General features: G+C 64.7%; 11 protein-coding genes and 2 pseudogenes. 6 read left to right on the forward strand and 7 right to left on the reverse strand.

Annotation, left to right across the window (positions count from 1 at the left end; all coding sequences use genetic code 11):
- Positions 1-53 precede the first annotated feature (53 nt).
- From NW75_RS07200 to NW75_RS07210, 3 genes and pseudogenes are all read right to left on the reverse strand, one after another.
- The gene (locus NW75_RS07200) at positions 54-3,101 is read right to left on the reverse strand and encodes a glycosyl hydrolase family 28-related protein (protein WP_033964487.1); all 3,048 of its coding nucleotides are present in this window, start codon (positions 3,099-3,101) and stop codon (positions 54-56) included.
- An 82-nt stretch (positions 3,102-3,183) separates the two neighbouring features.
- Positions 3,184-6,218: pseudogene (locus tag NW75_RS07205) on the reverse strand (TonB-dependent receptor plug domain-containing protein).
- A 49-nt stretch (positions 6,219-6,267) separates the two neighbouring features.
- Positions 6,268-9,305 (reverse strand): annotated as a pseudogene (locus tag NW75_RS07210) (glycosyl hydrolase family 28-related protein).
- Between the two features lie 245 nt (positions 9,306-9,550).
- Here NW75_RS07210 and NW75_RS07215 point away from each other — a divergent pair.
- Genes NW75_RS07215 through NW75_RS07220 form a run of 3 tightly spaced genes read left to right on the forward strand, consistent with a single transcriptional unit; the run spans position 9,551 to position 10,994 of the window.
- Entirely contained in the window at positions 9,551-10,078 is a 528-nt protein-coding gene (locus tag NW75_RS07215) for a gluconokinase (protein WP_231565030.1), read from the forward strand.
- A gap of 47 nt (positions 10,079-10,125) precedes the next feature.
- Positions 10,126-10,359 carry a hypothetical protein gene (locus NW75_RS26105; protein ID WP_231565028.1) on the forward strand — a complete coding sequence of 78 codons (234 nt, stop codon included), beginning with the start codon at positions 10,126-10,128 and terminating at the stop codon, positions 10,357-10,359.
- An 11-nt stretch (positions 10,360-10,370) separates the two neighbouring features.
- Positions 10,371-10,994 (forward strand): alpha/beta hydrolase, encoded by a 624-nt coding sequence (locus NW75_RS07220; protein WP_231565029.1) that lies wholly within the window; start codon positions 10,371-10,373, stop codon positions 10,992-10,994.
- On the opposite strand, the gene NW75_RS07225 is transcribed toward NW75_RS07220, so the two are convergent.
- Both NW75_RS07225 and NW75_RS07230 read right to left on the reverse strand, forming a co-directional pair.
- A complete protein-coding gene (locus NW75_RS07225) occupies positions 10,991-11,668 on the reverse strand; it encodes a FadR/GntR family transcriptional regulator (protein WP_033964495.1) in 678 nt (225 codons plus the stop codon). The genes NW75_RS07220 and NW75_RS07225 overlap by 4 nt on opposite strands.
- A 36-nt stretch (positions 11,669-11,704) precedes the next feature.
- Positions 11,705-13,051 carry a GntP family permease gene (locus tag NW75_RS07230; protein WP_033964488.1) on the reverse strand — a complete coding sequence of 449 codons (1,347 nt, stop codon included), beginning with the start codon at positions 13,049-13,051 and terminating at the stop codon, positions 11,705-11,707.
- 319 nt (positions 13,052-13,370) lie between these two features.
- Between NW75_RS07230 and NW75_RS07235 the strand changes: the two genes are divergently transcribed.
- Positions 13,371-13,643, forward strand: a complete 273-nt coding sequence (locus tag NW75_RS07235) for a helix-turn-helix domain-containing protein (protein ID WP_033964489.1) — start codon at positions 13,371-13,373, stop codon at positions 13,641-13,643.
- A 128-nt stretch (positions 13,644-13,771) separates the two neighbouring features.
- On the opposite strand, the gene NW75_RS07240 is transcribed toward NW75_RS07235, so the two are convergent.
- Together NW75_RS07240 and NW75_RS22780 are read right to left on the reverse strand one after the other, a co-directional pair.
- On the reverse strand, positions 13,772-16,186 hold the full coding sequence (locus tag NW75_RS07240; RefSeq protein ID WP_443024445.1) for a TonB-dependent receptor domain-containing protein: 2,415 nt from the start codon (positions 16,184-16,186) through the stop codon (positions 13,772-13,774).
- Positions 16,150-16,671 carry a TonB-dependent receptor plug domain-containing protein gene (locus NW75_RS22780; RefSeq protein ID WP_052192281.1) on the reverse strand — a complete coding sequence of 174 codons (522 nt, stop codon included), beginning with the start codon at positions 16,669-16,671 and terminating at the stop codon, positions 16,150-16,152. Before NW75_RS22780 ends, NW75_RS07240 begins: the two co-directional genes overlap by 37 nt.
- Positions 16,672-16,896: 225 nt before the next feature.
- On the opposite strand from NW75_RS22780, the gene NW75_RS07245 reads away from it, so the two are divergent.
- The gene (locus NW75_RS07245) at positions 16,897-18,420 is read left to right on the forward strand and encodes a permease (RefSeq protein WP_033964496.1); all 1,524 of its coding nucleotides are present in this window, start codon (positions 16,897-16,899) and stop codon (positions 18,418-18,420) included.
- On the forward strand, positions 18,417-18,968 hold a 552-nt coding region (locus NW75_RS07250; protein WP_156142987.1), incomplete at its 3' end, for a serine hydrolase domain-containing protein. The genes NW75_RS07245 and NW75_RS07250, both read left to right, overlap by 4 nt.

Below are 18,968 nucleotides of genomic sequence, written 5' to 3' on the forward strand. Positions count from 1 at the left end.
GGATCCGTTGTGGCGCACGGCCCGCTAGGTCTGCTCGGCAAGCGCGCTGGGCGTCAGGGAATGCCGACGCCGTAAATGGCGTGATGCGTCACCACGAAGAGCGTTTTGCGTGCGCGGTCGTCAACAAGCAGTTGGAGCGGGCGCTCGGGGATATCAATCCGACCGATCTCGGCACCGTCTGCGGCGAAAACGAACACCTGACCGTTGGCGACATACACGCGCCCCTGCGCATCGCTCGCCACGCTCTCTCCGCCGCGATTGGCGAAGGGGACGAGGTTGGTCAGTGCGCCGTGCGCCGCCAGGCGTGCGCGATAGGTTTTGTTTTCTGATGCGTTAGTGACGAACACCGTTCCGCCAACCTCGGCAGTGGTAAAGCCATAACTGTCGAGCGCGTCGGAGAACCGCCAGCCGAGAAAGTTCAAAGGCCCCTGCTGGAAGGTCCGATAGGCGGGCAGGACAAGGCTGCCGTCGGGCGACACATATTCGCGCGCCTTGGAGAGGCGCATGTCGCGGTCGAACATGTCGGCCAGCGTCGGATAGGCGTAGGTTTTGGTGTCGAGCTGGTCCTTGAACTCGCCATTCACCCAATAATTTACGGGCAGCACGGTTCTTGCGCCCGGATGATCGATGGCGGGCGTCGACGGGATCACCCGAACGTCCGCGCCGCTGTTGGGCGTGAGGCTATAGACCGTGCCGTTCCGGCCTTCCGACGACAGCACGAGCAGGTTGCCCGAGCGGTCGACCGCGAGGTTGACGGGATCCAGCGGTGCGTCGTTGATCACGCGCAGGCCATCGGCGCGCGACCACGCATAGATGCGCTGCTGGCGATGATCGACGAAATACAGCGTTCCGTCAGGAGCGAGGGCCGCTCCTGCGGCGGCATAGAATCCGCTCGCCAGCTTTTCCACCTTGGCGTCCGCGAAAGCGCCCTGCGTCGCCGGAGCCACGGTGTCCGAAGTCAGGTCGAGGGCTGCAAATTCCCGCTCGCGGACTTCGAGACTGCGCGTGACATCCTGAATGGCGTTCTCGTAGGGAAATTTGCTGGCACGCAAATAGGTTGCGCAGCCATTTTCGTCGCACGTGCCAAAGCCGCTTTCGGCATTGACGTGGACATTGCGGAAATGGAGGTCGCGGGTGTCGGTCAGCCGCACGGCGGTCGGCGCGGGTTTGAGCGATCGTGTCACGCGATAGGCGTGATAATTGGCGATCAGAAGATCGTGGCTGTGGCGAATGTCGAACGAGACCGCGTCCTGGCTCTCGCCCGCTTCCTCCTCGGTCTGCGGCGCTAGGAACTCCCAATGGGCGACATGGTCGAGCACGAATTCCGCGCGGACATGGTGCTCGCTCGACATCTGATAGACATGGCCCGGGGTGTCGGTTTCGGACACCAACATGCCCGCTTGAGCATAGGTATCGGGGCTCCAGAGATTGGCGAAAGTGCCGCCGCCGCCGCGCACCCATAGGCTCGGATATTGCGCGTCCCAGCGCTTGGCCGGGTCGGGGTCGCCGGTGTGGTTGGCGTTATACGGGTCGAAGCGACTGCCATCGGCGAGATCGGTGCCGTGGCCGCCCTGAAACTTGACGTCTTCGACCAGAGATTGCGCGCCGGCGTGCCAGAGCAGCGCGGTTGCGCGTGGATTGATGCCGCCGGTGAACAGGCCAAGACCGGAGACGATGGCGTCTCCACCGTGCGCACTCTCGATCAGCGCCTTGGCCGAGCCCACCCCTTGGAAGGCAGGCGTGCCGTCCGGCAGGATGAGCTGCGTCAGGCTCGGGTGCAAGGCGACCAGCACGCTGTCCGGCCTTAGCCGCAGCGTGTCGGTGACGAGATAGCGACCGGCGGGAAAATAGACAGTACGGTGCGCATCGATCGCGCGCTGGATGGCGGCGGTGTCATCGGTCTTGTCATCCCCGCGCGCGCCCAGCTGCTGGACATTGGCCCAGGAATCGGTCGCAGGCAGCGGCCGGATCGCGAGCGGGGGCGGGGCAGGCAGCCGTGGGATCGGCGTGGCGTCGATCACGGTCCTATAGCTTCCGGTCCGGCCCAGCCCGGGGACCATCAGGCCATAGCCGAAGGATGCCACGCGGTAGGAGCGGCCTGCACCTGCAACCGTCCTGCCGCTGTCGCGAAAGCGGGCGAAGGTCGGCGTGGCGCTGGCAACCGCATTCTGAAAGCCGATCTGCGTATAGACGTTGTTCTCATTGCTGATCACGACGGCGGCGTTGCGGATGTTTTCGAACCGGACATCCTTGCCCCACAGCCAGTCGCCATAGCCGCGATCGATGTCAATTGCGGTTGGCACGTTGCGGAAGGCGACGTTGACCAGGGTGAGGCTCGCCTCATGCTCGCGGATCGCGGATTCGCGTTGTCCGTCGAAGGTCGAATCGAGCAGCGTGAATTGCCAGGCGGGGGATGGTTTCTCTGTCAGAATGCCATAGCGCCCGCCATGAAAATGCAGATCCTGCGCCTGATTGGCGACTTGGTAGAGACCGGCAAGGCCCGAGCCGATCTGGAAATCGATATGAGCCAGATAGGCGTGCTGCGCGGCGTGAAAGCGGATCGCGGTGGCGGCGGCGTTGCCCTTGCCGATCACGAAATCGATGTTGGACAGTGCAGGATAGAAGGTGCCGGGATTGGCATCGGCAATATCGGGGTTGAACGGCACGCTGCCCGGTGGCGGAAACGGGGTGCGATAGGCCTTGGCGGTATCGGTGGCACCGGGCTTGGCCCCGGCGAACATCACCATGGTGGCGAGGCCCTGCTGAAAGCCCGAGGTCGCATCGCCGAGCACGATGACCGGCCGGGTCTTGCCGACGCCGAACACCCGGACACCTGGCCACACGAACAGGGTGCGGCTGATGCGATAGCGGCCCGAGGGGACAAAAACGATTCCGCCGCCGCCCTTCGCCGCGGCGGCATCGATCGCGGTTTGCAGGGCGGTCGTGTCGTCGGCGCGACCGTCGCGCTTCCCTGCAACGGTGATGGCGCGGGGATCTTCCGGGGCGGTCGCGTAATAAGACGTGGATGCGGCAACGGGCATTGCTGTTGCCATAAGCGCGGCCAGAAATGTGACACGAAACGGAAGCGACCATCCGGGCATCTTACATCCTCAAAAGAAACGTCCCGGCCACCGGCCGGGACGAGGAGCCCGACCCACCGGGTCGGGGTAGGGGACCGTGGTGCTAGAAATTGTAGCGTACGCCAACCCGGAACAAACGCCCGAGCGTATCGTAAAGCGACTGATTGACGTCGATGCCGGTATTGGTTTGGGGCGACGGTGCCGGATCATGATCGAGCAGATTGTCGATCTTGAAATAAGCGTTCAATTTCTTGGTGATGTTGAACGATCCGCCCACGTCGAGATAGAAGGCACCGGGCATCGTGTTGTTGTCGATCGTCGGGTGCTGCGTGGTCGAGACCGGGCAGCCACTGCTGCAAACGACATATTCGTTGCTGTACACGCCATCGCTGAACCAGCGCTGCTGAACGCTGAGGCTGAACCGATCGGTGGTCCAGCTTTCGGTCGTCAGCAATTTCCACGACGGGGTGTTGCCAGCATTGACCCCCGCGCCCTGTGTCGGGATCGTGCCGGGGACGCCCGGATCGGTGATGAAGTTCTTCACATTGGTGGCGAGTCCGCGCAGCACGACGCGCCCGGGCAGGCCGAGCTTGGCGACGTCGAATTGATAGCTCGCCTCAATGTCGAACCCGTCGGTGAAGATCGAGGCGAGGTTGAACGCCTGGAGGTTGACATAGGGTGCTGTCCCCGCCGGTGGCGTGAGGTTGAACGCGCCGCATAGCGAGGTGATGTTATTGAGGTAGCACAGATTGACTTCCTGCTGCGAATTGAGCGTCGAGATCACCCCGTTGATCTTGATCCGGTAATAATCGAACGACGCGCTGAAGCCGGGCAGCCAGTGCGGGCGCGACAGCACGATGCCGGCCGTGGTGTTGCGCGCGATTTCGGGCTTGAGCGCGGTGTTGCCGATCGCATTTTGCAGGATAGTCAAGGTCGCCGGGTCGCCCGCGCGCGGTTGGGATTGGGGTTGCTGAAGTTCGGCACGGTCGTGGTGATCGGGGCGGCGAACAGCTCCGACAGGTTCGGTGCACGCACGTCGCGCGAGGTAACCGCGCGTAGCCGCACGCCGTCGATCGGCGTGTCCCACGTGCCGCCCACCTTCCAGGTGTAGATCGTGCCAGAGGTACTGTAATTGGTGACGCGTCCGGCGACGTTCAGGTTCGCGCTGCCGAGCGAGTCCGATTTGAGGAAGGGCAGGTTGAGCTCGAGGAAACCTTCGGCGACGTGGTAGCTGCCGCGACCGGCGTGATAATTGCCGGCGTACCAGTTGTTGCCTGCGGTATTGAGCACCGGATCGGCGGGATAGGTGCTGGTATAGGGCGTCTCGGCCGAGACGCCGTTGCCGTATGGATCGCCGACCACGTGATAGAATTCATTGCGATATTCGGCACCTGCGGCAAACGACACCGGCCCGGCCCACAGGCTGAGCGGTGATCCGCTGAAGCTGAAGGCAAGCGCATCCTGCGTCTGGCGGGTATGCTGGAATGGGCCGTTGGTCGGTTCGATATAAGCGAGCGCCGCCGCGCTTGGCGGGGTGCCGCCGATGATGTTGATCGGCACGCAGCCATTGGCGCGCGCGACCGGATCGGCGCAAACGATCTGCCCGCCCAGACTGATCGCCTGGATCGCGGCGTTATAGCGCGAGGTCAGCGTGATGTTCTTGACGTGGATGTCGGTAATGTTCTCGCCATGCTCATAGGAGAAGTCGTAATTCCACGTCGTGCCGAACACCGGCACCTTGCCCGTCGCGCCGCCGACGAAGCGATATTGCTTGCGCGTCGGATAGACCGTGATGTTCGCGGGCAGCTCGCCATTGCTGCTGCCGAACTGGAAGCTGGTGATGCCTGCAGTGGCGCAGGCCGCCTGGATCGAGGCGGGGACGAATGGGTTGGAGCATTGCAGCGTCAGGCCCGACTTGGTCGCGCCGGGGTTTGGCTGGTTCATCGTGTCGACCTGCGCGATGTTGACCGTCGCATAGATCTCGTTGTTCGCGTCGAGGTCGAAGCCGACGCGGCCATAGCCGTTGTAGCGATCGAGCCGTGACTGCAGCGTGGTGCCGATGCCGACATTGCCCGACAGATCGCCGCCCAGGCAGAAGCCGCCTTGCGGGTAGCAACCCGAGACGAGGCCGAACTGCGGCGTGCCCGGAAGGGCCTTGGACGGAACGCCGTTCGAGCCATATTGGAACTGGAACGGAACGCCGTTCACGTCGAACGCGGTGCCTTGCAGCGGCCCGCCCGTGATCAGCCCGTATTTGGTATATTGATAGGCCTGCGCATGGTCGCGCACGAGATATTGCGGCGACCCGTCATTGGTCACGTTGCGATTGATGAAGGTCGAGGTGCGATACCACGTGCGCCCGTTGGCAAGTTGCTCGCCAAAGCCGCCGGCCGGCACGCCATCTTCATGGTCATATTCGCCACTGACTTCGACATGCAGGCGATCGTTGAAGAAGGATTTTCCGGCCGCCGCCTGGAACAGATACTGCTTGTTGTCGCCGTAAGTGGTGATGCCGCCCTGTACGTTCGCCTTGAACCCGACGAAGTGCTTTTCGGTGATGAAGTTGACGACGCCGCCGACCGCATCCGAACCATAAGAAGCGGATGCACCGCCCGTCACCACATCGACGCGCTTGATCAGCAATTGCGGAAACAGGCTGATATCGGGCACGCCGGTCACGTTCGCGCCTACGACGCGCTGGCCGTCGAGCAGCGTCAGCGTGCGGATCGTGCCGAGTCCGCGCAGCGAGAAGGAGCTCAGGCCCTGCTGTCCGCTGGAGGTGCTGTTGGTGCCGGTGGTGACGCCGCTCGACCCCTGCAGTGAGGGCAATTGCGCGATCGTCGTGAAGACGTTGGGCTCGGCGTTACGCGCTATATCAACCGCGCCGATCGTCTGGGTCGGGGTCGGTGCGGTGAAGCCGCCGGTGGTGATGCGCGAGCCGGTGACGACGATGTCCTTGGCGGTATTGTCGGCGGTGTCGGCCGTGTCTGCGGGCAGCGTCGCGGGCGGCGGCGGGGCCGCAGGCGTGGTTTGCGCCTCGGCCGGTGCCGCGATCGCGATCGCCATCAGCGACGCGAGGCTGGCGGTCAGGAACGCGGTGCGCCTGCCGCTGGAACCGGGGGTGCGTTCTGTGATCATGTCGGTCATTGGGATCCTCACCTGTTTTTTGTTGTCGTTTTCATCGGGGTCATCCGCCGCGCATCGCGACGGCGTAAAGCGCGTGATGCGTAAGGATGAAGAGCGTTGCGTGATCGGTGCCCCCGAAGATCAACTGGAGGGGGCGTTCGGGCACGTCGATCCGGCCGATCTCGCTGCCGTCGGGTGCGTAGACGAAGACCTGCCCGTTCGCGATGAACACGCGGCCCTGGGCGTCGACCGCGACGCTCTCTCCGGCGCGCTCGACAAAGGGCTTCAGGTCGGAAAGCGTGCCGCCCGCGCGACCAGCGCGCTGTATGTGCGGCCTTCGGATTCGTTGCTGGCATAGACGCGCGCGCCGATGCGCCCGTGGACCAGGCTATAGGCGTCGAGCGTGTCGGAGAAGCGCCAGCCGACATGGTCGGGTGTGCCCTGTTGCCACACGCGAAACGCCGGGAGTACGAGGCTACCGTCGGGCGAGACATATTCGCGGGGTTTCGGCGTGGCGGCGTCGCGCGCGAACATTTCGCCGAGCGTGGTGAAATGATCGGTCCGGGCATCGTATTGATCGCGGAATTCGCCATTGTTCCACCAATTGCCGGGGAGGAGCGTGTCCGCATCGCGGTGCTCGGCAACTGGCGACGGGGCGATGACCGTGACGTCGGTCTTCGATGCGGCAGGATCGATCGCATAGACGCTGCCTTCCGCGCCGAGCGAGGACAGCACCAGCACTTTGCCCGAGCGCTCGACCGCGAGATTGACCGGATCGAGCGCGGCGTCGCGGACGATCTCGAGGCCGGTGGCCGCGCTCCAGCGATAGATCCGCTGGAAGCGATGCTCAACGAAATAGAGCGCGCCCGTAGCATCGACCGCCGCGCCCGAGATTGAGAAGAAGCCGCTTTCGAGTTTGCGGACCGGCCCGGCACCCGGCACCGCAGCGGGGGCCTCGGCCAGCACGGGGGTGGCGGGAATGTCGAGGCTGGCGAACTCGCGCTCGCGCACCTCAAGGTGCTGGGTCCTGTCCTGAATCGCATTTTCGAACGGGAATTTGCTGACCCGCAAATAGGTGCCGCAGCCATCTGCCTGGCAGGTCGCAAAGCCACTCTCGGCGTTGATATGGACATTCCGGAAACGAATGTCCGAGGCATTGGTCAGCTTCACCGCCGACACTGCCGGGTGAAAGGTCCGCGTCACACGGTAGCTGTGATCATTGGCGAACAGCAGGTTGCGCGAGTTGCGGATATCGAGCGAGGTCGAGTCCATCCCTTCGCCGACTTCCTGTTCGGTCTGCGGCGCGAGAAATTCCCAATTCTCCACGCCATCGAGCACGATCTCGTTGCGAACGTGATGCTCGGCCGAGAGCTGATAGACGTGCCCCGGTGTCTTGGTGTCCGACACAGTGAAACCGGCCTGGGCGAAGGTGTTGGGCGTCCACACATCGGCGAAGGTGCCGCCCCCGCCATCGGTCACCCAGATGCTCGGATATTGCGCGTCCCAGCGATTGTCCGCGACCGGATCGCCGCTATGCGCGTTCCGCGCGCCGAGCGGCAGGCCGTCCGCCGTCGGGGTGCCGCCGCCGCCCATGATCTTGACGTCGTCGACCAGCGAATCCGCCCCCGATTTCCACAGCAACGCCGAGGCGCGCGGATTGATGCGGCCAGTGAACAGGCCGAGGCCCGACAGAATGTTGCTGCCGCCCTTCGGGCTTTCGAGGATCGGAACCACGCCGCCGACGCCTGCATGAGCGGGGTTATTGTCGGGCAAGACGAGCTGGGTCAGCGCCGGGTGCAGGCCGAGCAGCACCGTATCGGGCCGTAGCTTGAGCGTATTGGTGACGCGGTAGAAACCGACCGGGAAATAGAGCACGCGCTGCGTATCGATCGCACGCTGCAGCGCGGCGGTGTCGTCGGTCGTGCCGTCGCCGCGCGCGCCGAGATCGCGGACGTTGCTCCACTCCGCCACCGCAGGCAGCGCGCGAATGGCGTTGGGGTGGGGCGGGGGCAGGGTTGCGATCGGCGTACTCTGCACGTCGGTCGCGATCCGGCCGGTCGCGCCGAGCGTCGGCACCGCGAGGCCGTGCGAAAAGCGCGCCACGCGGTATGCGCGCGCGGGGGCGGCGACGGTTTTCCCGCTCTCGCGGAAACGTGCGAACACCGGCGTATCGGTGGCGAGCGCGTTGTCGAAGCCGATCTGGGTAAAGGCGCTGCTCTCGCGGCTGATGATCACCCCGCATGCGAGACGCGCTCGAACCGCACGTCCTTGCCCCACAGCGAGTCGCTATAGCCGGGGGTCGATATCGATCCCGATCGGCGTATCGCGAATGGCCACGTTGACGAGCGTGAGGTCGACTTCATGCTCGCGGATCGCGGCGTCGCGCTGATGGTCGAAGCTCGAATCGATCAGCGTGAATTGCCAGGCGGGCGAGGTCTTTTCGGTGAGGATGCCATAGCGCCCGCCATGGAAGTGGACGTCCTCCATGACGTTGCCGGCCTGATAGACGCCGGCAAAGGCTGAGCCCAAGCGGAAGTCCATATGGCTGAGAAAGGCGTGCTGCGCGACGCGGAAGCGCACCGCCGCGGCGGCCGGATTGCCCGCGCCGATCTCGACATCGATATTGCTCATCGCCGAATAGAAGGTCGCCGAATTGGCGTCGCGCACCTCGCTGCCGCCCTTGCCACTGGGCGGCACCACGGTCGGCACGGGCACGGGAACCTTGCCCACGGCATATTGGTCACCGCCGGTGAACACCACCATCGTCGCGACACCGCTTTGAAAGCCCGGTGTGAGATCTGCCAGCACCAGCACCGGGCGCGTCGGCCCCACGCCCAGGATCCGCACGCCGGGCGGCACCAGGATACTGTGTGACAGGCGATAACGGCCGGAGGGCAGGAAGACGATGCCATTGCCGTCGGTGATGCGCGCGGCGTCGATCGCGCGCTGGATCGCTGCGGTCGCGTCAACATGGCCGTCCTTCGCGCCGCTAACCGTTACCGCGCGCGGCTCATTCGGAGCCGTTGCAAGCACCGACCGGGCCTGGGCCGCGCACGTCGTGACCGGGGCCAGCAGCGCCACCGCAGTCGTCGCCAGCATGGCAGCTCGTCTCTTCACGGTGCTTTGCCTCTCCCCCAACCGACGCCTGCGCGTCTGGCCGATGCTGTGCATAAGCGACCATCATGCGCGTGCCATCCGCGACGATGGTCGTAGTTCCCAGGCCGATGCGCCCTGCAGTATCAGGGCTTATGAAAGGCCCGGGGCCGACGCGGCGCGTCGGGGCCCAGTCCGGTTTTGGGGACAGCATTTTGCAACGGGCAGTCAGTCACAGCGTGGTCGCGCCGATGGCGGTAATCGTGATGGGCGTCAGCGGCAGTGGCAAGTCCACGCTGGGTGGGCTGCTCGCGACCAGGCTTGGTGCAACGTTCCTGGAGGGCGATTCGTTTCACGACGCGGCGGCGGTGGCCAAGATGCGCAGCGGCCAGCCGCTGAACGACGCCGATCGCTGGCCGTGGCTCGACCGTTTGGGGGCCGCGATCGATGCCGAGGTGCGCGTCAACGGGCTGGTGGTGGCGGCGTGCTCGGCGCTGCGGCGCAGCTATCGCGACCGACTGGTGGCGGCGATCAGCGCGCCGACGCGGTTCATCCTGCTGGACGGTAGCCCGGAGGAACTGCGCCAACGGCTCGCCAATCGCGCAGGGCACTATATGCCGAGCAGCCTGCTGACGAGCCAGCTCTGCACGCTCGAGCGGGTTGCCCCGGACGAGGCGGCGACCACGCTCGACGCAGCTGCCGCACCCGATCGGCTCTGCGCAGAAGCGATTGCGTGGTTGGACGGCGGTGGTCACCCTTCCGTGGAGCAGAAACGATGAAATGGCGTGCCGGTTTTGCCGTGCTCTGCTTGGTGGCTGGGCCCGTTATGGCGCAGACCCCGGCGCTCGTGCCTGTTGTCGCGCCGATCGAGCTTCCGCTTTGGCCAGATGGTCCCCCGGGCGTCGATCCGCTGCGCGATACGCCCGAGATCGTCGAAAACACGTATATCCGCAGCGTGCATCGCCCGTCGCTCACGCTGCTGCGCGCCGACCCGGCACATGCCAATGGCGCGGCGATCATCATCGCGCCCGGCGTGGCCACCGTATGTTGGTGTGGGTGAATGAGGGGTTGATGCCCGCCCGTGCGCTCAACCGCTTTGGCGTGACGGTGTTTGTACTGAAATATCGTCTCGCCCGGGAAACAGGCTCAAACTATCGCATCGAGCGCGACGCGGCGGCCGATGCACGGCGGGCCGTGCGCTTCGTGCGGGCGCATGCTGCCGAATATGGCGTCGATCCCCGTCGCATCGGCCTTATGGGATTTTCGGCAGGCGGCGAACTCGTGTCGCTGGTTGCAGACAACCCGGCACCGCCCGAGCCTTCGGGCGATGCCATCGATCGGATCGACGCGCGACCCGACTTTCAGGTTTTGATCTATCCGGGGCCGCTCGGCGTGCCCGCGCGAGCGGTTGCAGAAGCGCCGCCAGCGTTCCTGGCCGCCGGGACCCTGGACACCTGTTGCGCCGAGCCGACCCTCACGCTCTACCAGCAATTGCGCGGCGCGCATGTCTCGGCGGAACTGCACCTGTTCGCCGATACCGACCATGGCTTCAACGTCGCGATGCATGCCGAGCGCGTCTCGCTGCAACATTGGCCTGACCGGCTCGCCGACTGGTTGAGCGATGGTGGCTGGCTTGTGCCAGGCGGTGGCAAGCGCGCGACGCCCAGCAGCACGACCGCGCTGTTGCGCAATTAGGGCAGCAGCCGCTTGCGGCCTTCCGACAAATGCCAGCGCATTGCGAGCGCCGCGCCGTCGGCATCCTGCACCCGGATCGCGTCGACCAGCATCTCATGCTCTCGCAGCATCGCGCCGATCACCTCGGGCGGGCGCGAGCGCGAAATATCGACACCGGCGCGCATAATCCGGTCGACATCGCCGAACAGCGCGTCGAACGCGACCAGAAAGGCGGGGTTGGCGGTCGCCAGCACGATTTGCCGGTGCAACGCCATGTCCTCGTCATGCGCTGGTGCGCTCGACAGCAAGGCGGTGCGGAGCGCGTGCATCGCGGCCTCGATCGCCGCCATTTCCTCGCTCGAGCGGCGCGTGGCCGCGAGGCGTGCCGCCTCGGCTTCGAGCACGAAGCGCACCTCATAAGTGCCAAAGGTCGCCGACATATGGTCCATCGGCAGAAAGGCGATCAGCCGGTCCGAAGGGCGACCCTTGACGAATGAGCCCGCACCGCGGCGCGCCTCGGTAATGCCGTCGGCGGCGAGGCGGACGAGCGCCTCGCGCACGATCGTGCGCGACATGCCGAACATTTCCGCCAGCCGCGCTTCGGACGGCAGGCGATCGCCCACCGCCAGCCCGTCGCCATTGATGATCTCGACGATCCCGGCATAGGCCCGGTCGGCTAAGCGCCCTTCATTCATCGGTCGTTCCTTGGTCACCGCGCCGGTCGCGTGCCGTCAGAATAGGTGGCTGGCAACAAGGATCAACGCCAGTCCGAGCACCGACACGACGGTCTCCATCACCGACCAGGTGCGAAACGTCGCGGGTGTGTCGATGCCGAGATAGCTTTTCACCAGCCAGAATCCAGGATCGTTGACATGGCTGAAGAAGAGCGATCCGGCACCGATCGCCAGCACGATCCATTCGGGCGACGCGCCCGAGGCGGCGACGAATGCGGGCATGATGCCCGCAGTCGTGATCGTCGCGACCGTGGCCGAACCGGTGGCGAGGCGGATACAGACCGCGACCAGCCACGCCAGCACGATCGGCGACAACGGCCCGCCGGTCGCGACCCGCGCCAGCAAATCGGACAGGCCAGCCGTGACGAGTACTTGCTTCAACGCGCCGCCCGCACCGATCGCCAGCAGGATCGCGCCCGCCGGCTGCATCGTCTCGGCCCAGATCGCTTCCTGCACCTTGGCATCGCCGATGCGCCGACCGAACAGCAGCGGCAGCGCCGCCAAACACGCGATCAACAATGCGAGGACCGGATTGCTGGCCACCGCAAGCACGCCAAAGCGCGCTGCGACCGGCGGCGGCAGCAGCGCGACCGCCTGGCCCGCTGCGATGAGGACCACGGGCATCAGCACGACCAGCAGCGCGCGCCAGTTCGCGGGTGCCGGCATGTTCAGCACTGTCGGGGCGAGCAGGGGCGGGGCCAGTTTTACGCCGCGCGCGGTGAATTTCGCGAGCACGGGCCCCGCGACGATCGCGGTCGGGATGCCGATGAGCAAGCCATAACCGAGCGTGCGCAGCAAATCGGCGTGCAGCGCCTCGACCGCGAGCAACGGGCCCGGATGCGGCGGCACCAGCGCGTGCACCACCGACAGCCCGGCCAGGGCGGACAGCATCAGCCGCAGCTTGGCCGAATCCTGGTTCGCACCCGCCGGGAGCGCCGCCGCCGCCGCCGCGACGATCGGCAGCAACAGCACCAGCCCGGTTTCGAAGAACAGCGGCAAGCCGATGAGGAGCCCCGTCGCCACGCTCGCCCAGGGCGCGCCGCGTACCCCGGCCCATCGCAAGGCGGTCCGCGCGAGGCCTGCGGCGGCATCCGACAATTGCAGCATCGCGCCAAGTGCCAGACCGAGCGCGACCACCAGCCCGGTGCCGCCCAGAATATCGCCCGCGCCCTTCTGAATGGCCTTTGCCGTATCAGCAATCGGCAGGCCGGCGATGATACCGACGACGAACGCGCCCGACAGCAACGCGACAAACGGATGCAAGCGCCCGCGAACGATCAGGACGATCGACAAGCCGATGCCGAGCATGGCCGCCACGATCAGGCGGTAATCCTCGGGCCTCATCGCGCGTGCGCCGCGATCAGCGCGGTGGCGGGTACGGTGCGGCCATGCGCCAGCGATTGCGAATGGACCATTGGACCCCCTTCTCCGCCGCAGTCTCTCGCAATGTGCGGGCTGCGTGGAAGTATCTGTACGACAGCAATGCGCAATATTCCAAGATTATTCGCGCAAAATCGGTCGAAATTGTAATATGCGCTTGAATCTGTCCAACCAATTTGAATAGGATCAGCCATCGAGACTCGCATCGAGTTTCGTTTGATCGGCAGAAGCCGACAGTCGGACGCGACGTGTGCCATCACGCCGCGAAAGGGGGAGGGCTTAGATGACGAGGCAGCAAATAGCGGTGAGCGAGGCCACGCTGGACCGAGACGCCTCGGCTCCCTTCGCTCGCCTGACCCCGACACAGCGCAAGGTCCTCGACGGCGTCTATTGCGGCCAGCTCAACAAGCAGATTGCCTATGACCTCGGCATAGCCGAGGCGACCGTCAAAGCCCACATGACCGCGCTGATGCGCAAACTCAAGGTACACAACCGCACGCAATTGGCGGTTACCGCGCAGGCGCTTGGTTGGAGCAAGAGCGCCCTGGCGCATTGAGGGCGCGACCTTCGCGTTAACACAATACGCGATGCTGCCTTTGTGACGCGGCGCGCCCGGTTGCAGTCGATGCCCCTATTGCAACCGGGCGCGCTTCATTGGTTTGAGGACGGCTTGTGGCCGTCGGTTTAGAACTTCACCTCGGCCTGCATGGTGAAGGAGCGACCACGCGGATCCGCGACGCGCGGCTCCCATGAGCTGCCGCTGCCGTTGTTGCTGTCATAGGAAATCGCGAAGGGCGGGTTGGTGTCGAACAGGTTGCGCACACCGAAGGTCAGCTTGAACCCTTTGATCCCGTTATAAGACGCGGAGAGGTTGTAGTAGATATAGTCCGCGACGTCGGTGATGTCGTTTGACGGGTTGAAGGTGCCGGCCAGCACGCCTGGCAGCACCTGGTTCTTATAGCCCGAGCGGAAGATCTGCGTCAGCGACAGGCTGAAATCATCGTTCGAATAGCTCACGAACGCATTGTGCTTCCAGCGCAGGCCAAGATCGGACGCGAGCGAGTATACGCCAAGCTGCTGGATGGTAGCGGCGCTGGCGTTGACCTTCTCTTCCTTCTTCAGCAGCAACGTGCCGTCCAACCCCGCGCCGAAGCTGCCGCCGAGCGCGTCGATGCTGCCGCGCACGGTGAAGTCGATGGCCTGGGTCTTAGTGTTGCCCGCATTGGCATAGGTCTGGTCGATGACGGTCAGCTTGCCCGTGGAATCGCGGATGAAGCGGTCCTGGAAGATCGAATAATTGGCAAACAGATATTGCAGCGGCAGCACCTGGATGGTGTTGTTGCGGTTGATCGACCAGAAGTCTGCGGTCGCGCTGAAGTGGCGCGATGGCTCAAACACTACGCCGCCGCTAAACATCGTCGCGGTCTCCGGTCCCAGCGCCAGGTTCCCGCCGTTGCGGATGTTGACGTTGTTGTTGAGCGACGGACAGCCGTTCGCCGCATTGACGGTGCCGTTCGGGCAGTTTTTGGGGTCTGCGAAATCAGACCCGGTATAGACCGAATCCGTGTCCGGATTGAAGATCTGGTTGAACGACGGGACGCGGAAGGCGGTATTGTAGGAGCCGCGGAACATGATCGGCTTGAACGGCCGATATTTGAGCGAGATCTTGGGATTGGTCGTCGTTCCGAAGCCCGAATAATCGTCAAGGCGACCGGCGAGCGTTAGTTCGAAGCCCTTGAATATGGGCACGAGCAATTCGCCATAGACCGCCTTGATGTCGCGGTGGACGCCGTTGAGCGCATTGCCATTGTCGAATGGTGCCGAAATGATCGTGCGCTGTACGGCGCGCTGGTCACCGTTGAACTTATATTCCTCGCGCCGGAAGTCGACCCCGGCTGCGAGCTTCACCATGCCGCCCCACATGTTGAACAACGATCCCGAGACCGACGCATCGCCCTGCTTGACCGAATATTTGCCGCCATACAGCACGACGCCGTTCGCCGAGGCCGACTGGATGGCTGCCATCCCGGCGGCGCTTTGCGTCTGGCCGGGGAACAGGAACGGATTGACCGCGCCGCTGTTGAGCGCCGCGACCAGCGCGTCCTGATAATAATAACCGCTGCCGAGCGTCGAAGAAGAGATGCTGTCGGCATAGGAAATGCCAGCGCTATAATCCCACCCTTTGAACAGCGGGCCCGTCGCATTCAGCGCCGCGCGGAAAGTGGTGGTGGTGGTCGAGATCTCGCGCTCCCCGCATTCGACGCAGCGCCAGCGATAGGAGAAGGTCGAATTGGCGTTCAGCAGCCCCGGGAACACGCTGTTGATGCGGCTGACGAGGTTGTCGAACGCGACATCGTTGACGCCCGCGACCCTCGAATATTTGTAGTTTTGCGTGGTGGTGTTGGGCGTGATCTGCACCGGCGAGAAGCGCTTGACCGAGTCCGCGCTCGATCCCGTGATTTCGAGCGCTATTTCGTGCTCGCCGAACCGCTTCACCGCGCGACCGAGATAGGTCAGCGTGTTGAGCTGTTGCTGGAGATACACGTTCTTGCCGGTATCATAGGAGCAAGCGAGGCCATTGCCCGGTGCCCCCCACACGTCGGTATCGTAAATGTCTTGGTCCGGCACGGCGTTGCAGCCGGCCTGTCCGGGCAAGCGCAAGGCGTTGATGCCGCCGGTCGCGCGCACGTTGGTGCCCGGGATCAGCGGAAACGCTGACGATGTAGCGAAGCTGGTGCCAGCCAGGTTGACGATCGTCGCAAACGGCGTGCCGCGCGTATCGACGCCAAGGCCGCGGTCATGCTGGAAGGTGTTGACGAAGCTGCGCGAATGCGCCTCGAGCGGAGAAATCCAGCTATAGCTGACCGTCCCCATCACGTTGAAGCCCTGCTTGTCGAGATCGCCAAAACCGGCGATTCCCGACACGCGGTAGATCGGCGCGTCGCCCTTCTCGGTTACGTCGGTGAAAGCGGTTGCGCCGAGGCCACGATAATTCTTCTTGGTGATGAAGTTGATGACGCCGCCGACCGCGTCGGTGCCGTAGATCGCCGATGCGCCGTCCTTCAGCACTTCGACGCGGTCGAGCGCCGCGAACGGGATCTGGTTGACGTCGACGGCGGACCCGGTGGTGCCTTGCGCACGACCCGGCGCCCGTTGAGCAGCACCAAGGTCGCTGCCGAGCCCTGGCCGCGGAGATTGGCGAAGGACGCACCGTTATTGCCGCGCCGTTCCGAGGTTACGACGTCGGAGTTGCTGGCGAGGTTGTCGGCGGAGCTGCCATTGTCGGTGAGGAACGCAATCAGCTGTTCGGGGCTGCTGATGCTGTTGCGTTGCAGTTCCTTGACCGTGATGACCTGCAAGGGGAGCGCGCTGTCATTCGGGTTCTGCTTGATGCGCGAGCCGGTGACGAGAATGTCGGCCGAGTCCGCCTTGCTCGACGTTTCTCCCGCACCGATCAGGGGCGTGGCTGCCCCGGTCGGCGTCGCCGCTTCCTGCGTCGTCTGGGCGAACCCGGTCCCGGCGAAAAGACACGTCAAGGCGGTGAACGCCGTGCCGGAAACGAGCAAAGTCTTGAGCGACGTCATAGTCTGAACCCCCTTTTTGCGCCCCCGCGCAACCCTGGACATTAGGTAACAGGAATGTTGCAACGCGCCATAGTTTCTCTTGCGAGTGCCATAGCCTATGGGCATCTCTTGCGACGGATTTGACCAAAAGTGTTGCGCGCGCGCACCAGTGCGGGATTGACGCTGGGCCAACCGCAGAGGAGCATGACTGCGGCGCAGCATTGCGGCCGCACGTGGGGGAATGCGATGTCGACGGTGGTATCCGGCGCGTCACTGCCGGAAATGCCGACCGTTGCCAGCGGGCTGGAATCCGCGCGCAGTCGTTTCGCGTTATACTTGCTGCTCGGCTTTTCCGCCGGGCTGCCATATTACATGTTTTCGACGATCCTGTCGGCCCGGCTGGCGAAGCACGGCGTCGATCTGGTGCTGATCGGCTTTTTCGGCTGGGTGCAGTTGCTGCCGACGCTGAAATTTCTCTGGGCACCCTTGCTGGACCGCTTCTCGGTGCCGGGTTTCGCCCGCTTTTTCGGGCAGCGGCTTGGGTGGATCATGCTTTCGCAACTGGGCATTTTCGCCGCGATGGTGGCAATGGCGTTCACCTCGAGCGATGCCAGCCTGCCGCTGACCGCGCTGTTCGCCTTACTGCTGGCGTTCTGGACGACGACGCTGGAAGTCTCGGCCGACGCATGGCGGATCGAGCTGGCTCCGACCCCCGAAACGCAGGGCCCGCTCACTGCCGCCAATTTGTGGGGCTATCGCAGCGCGATGGTCGCGGCGGGCAGCGGCGCACTGATCGTCGCCGATCACGCCAACTGGACCTGGGCCTATCTGGTGATCGCCGCCGGTGCGTTCGCGCCGCTGCCGATCCTGGCGATGATGCGTCCACAGGTTGGCACGGGGCGCGCTGCGCCACCCGCGCGCAGCGTTGCCCTGACAACCGGGCTCGGAGCCAGCGCCGTGATCCTGGGCCTGTCGCTGTTCCTCGCGGCGGGGGTGGGGGCGCTGGTGTTGCGCGCGGCGGCGGCGATCGGGATCAGCGCCAAAACCGATGCCACCACTGCCGTCCTGGTGCTGTGCCTGCTGCCCTTCGTCATCATGGCGGCGCTGCTGCCGCGCATCGTCCGCCTTCCGGCGGGAGCATGGGCACGGCGATCGACGATGGCCGGGCCCTATGTCGATATCTTCTGGCGCTTTGGCTATCCGGTGCTGCCGCTGCTGGCCTTTGTCAGCTTTTACCGCATGGGCGACGTGCTCACGCTGGCTTTGTCCAAGCCACTGGAAATCGCGGCGCATTACGACCTTACCACCATGGGAATTGCCGACGGTTTCGTCGCGTTGCCGAGCAGCATGGCGGGTGTTGCGGTGGGGGCATTGCTGGCGGTGCGCTTGCGGCTGACGCGCGCGCTGGCACTGGGGGCGATCGGCTCGGCGCTGGGCAATTGGATCTTTGTGTGGCTGTGGTTCCAGCCGCCTAGCCCGCATGTCATCTATATCGCCACCGCGCTCGACCAGTTCGCGCATGGCATGGAAGGGGCTGTGTTCGTCGTGTTCCTGTCGATGCTGGTGAACCCGCGCTATCCCGGCGCGCAATATGCGTTTCTGTCGGGCTTTGCCTTCCTGCTGCCGCGCCTGCTTGCGGGGGCGGGGGGCAATATCGCGCGGCATATCGGCTTTGACGGATTTTTCTGGCTGTCGGGCGGGCTCAGCCTGGCGGCGGTGCTGTTCCTGCCGTTGATCGCGCGGGTGCGGGCGCGGGAGGAGGGGGCATGATCGACATCGAACGCGCGTTCGCGCCAGCGGCGGCGGCGGTCGCCGAGGGGCGTATTCCGGGCGCAACGCTCGGCATCGTCACCGCCGACGGCAAGCGCGCGGTGCAGGTCGCGGGCCATGCCGCGCTGCTGCCCGAACCGGAGGTGCTCACCGAAGCGCATTGGTTCGATCTCGCTTCGGTCTCAAAGGTAATCGCAACGACAACGATGATCCTGCACCTCGCCGATCAGGGCCGGATCGATCTCGATGCGCCACTGACCGAGGCGATCCCGGACTTGCGGCAATATGACATTGCCGGCGCGCCCGAGCGCCGCCTGACCTTCCGCGATTGCCTGGCGCACCGCACCTTTTTCCCCGCCGTCGAGCCGATCTACACCTATGGCGATGACCCGCAGCGGCTGCGCGCTTTCGTGCTGCAGCGCGAGTGGCGGCACGGTCCCCCGGTCTATTCCGACATCAACTTCATCCTGCTCGGCATCGCGGTCGAGCGGCTGACCGGCGCGCCGCTATCGGCCTGGCCGCTCGGCGCGGGGCTCGCTTATGGCCCC

Origin of the sequence: Sphingomonas sp. Ant H11 (genome assembly GCF_000797515.1) — a bacterium.
Classification (GTDB): Bacteria; Pseudomonadota; Alphaproteobacteria; order Sphingomonadales; family Sphingomonadaceae; genus Sphingomonas.

Coding starts and splice junctions, on each gene's coding strand:
- NW75_RS07200 (WP_033964487.1), bottom strand. CDS start 3,101: ATGCCCGGATGGTCGCTTCCGTTTCGTGTCACATTTCTGGCCGCGCTT.
- NW75_RS07215 (WP_231565030.1), top strand. CDS start 9,551: ATGGCGGTAATCGTGATGGGCGTCAGCGGCAGTGGCAAGTCCACGCTG.
- NW75_RS26105 (WP_231565028.1), top strand. CDS start 10,126: ATGGCGCAGACCCCGGCGCTCGTGCCTGTTGTCGCGCCGATCGAGCTT.
- NW75_RS07220 (WP_231565029.1), top strand. CDS start 10,371: ATGCCCGCCCGTGCGCTCAACCGCTTTGGCGTGACGGTGTTTGTACTG.
- NW75_RS07225 (WP_033964495.1), bottom strand. CDS start 11,668: ATGAATGAAGGGCGCTTAGCCGACCGGGCCTATGCCGGGATCGTCGAG.
- NW75_RS07230 (WP_033964488.1), bottom strand. CDS start 13,051: ATGAGGCCCGAGGATTACCGCCTGATCGTGGCGGCCATGCTCGGCATC.
- NW75_RS07235 (WP_033964489.1), top strand. CDS start 13,371: ATGACGAGGCAGCAAATAGCGGTGAGCGAGGCCACGCTGGACCGAGAC.
- NW75_RS22780 (WP_052192281.1), bottom strand. CDS start 16,671: ATGACGTCGCTCAAGACTTTGCTCGTTTCCGGCACGGCGTTCACCGCC.
- NW75_RS07245 (WP_033964496.1), top strand. CDS start 16,897: ATGTCGACGGTGGTATCCGGCGCGTCACTGCCGGAAATGCCGACCGTT.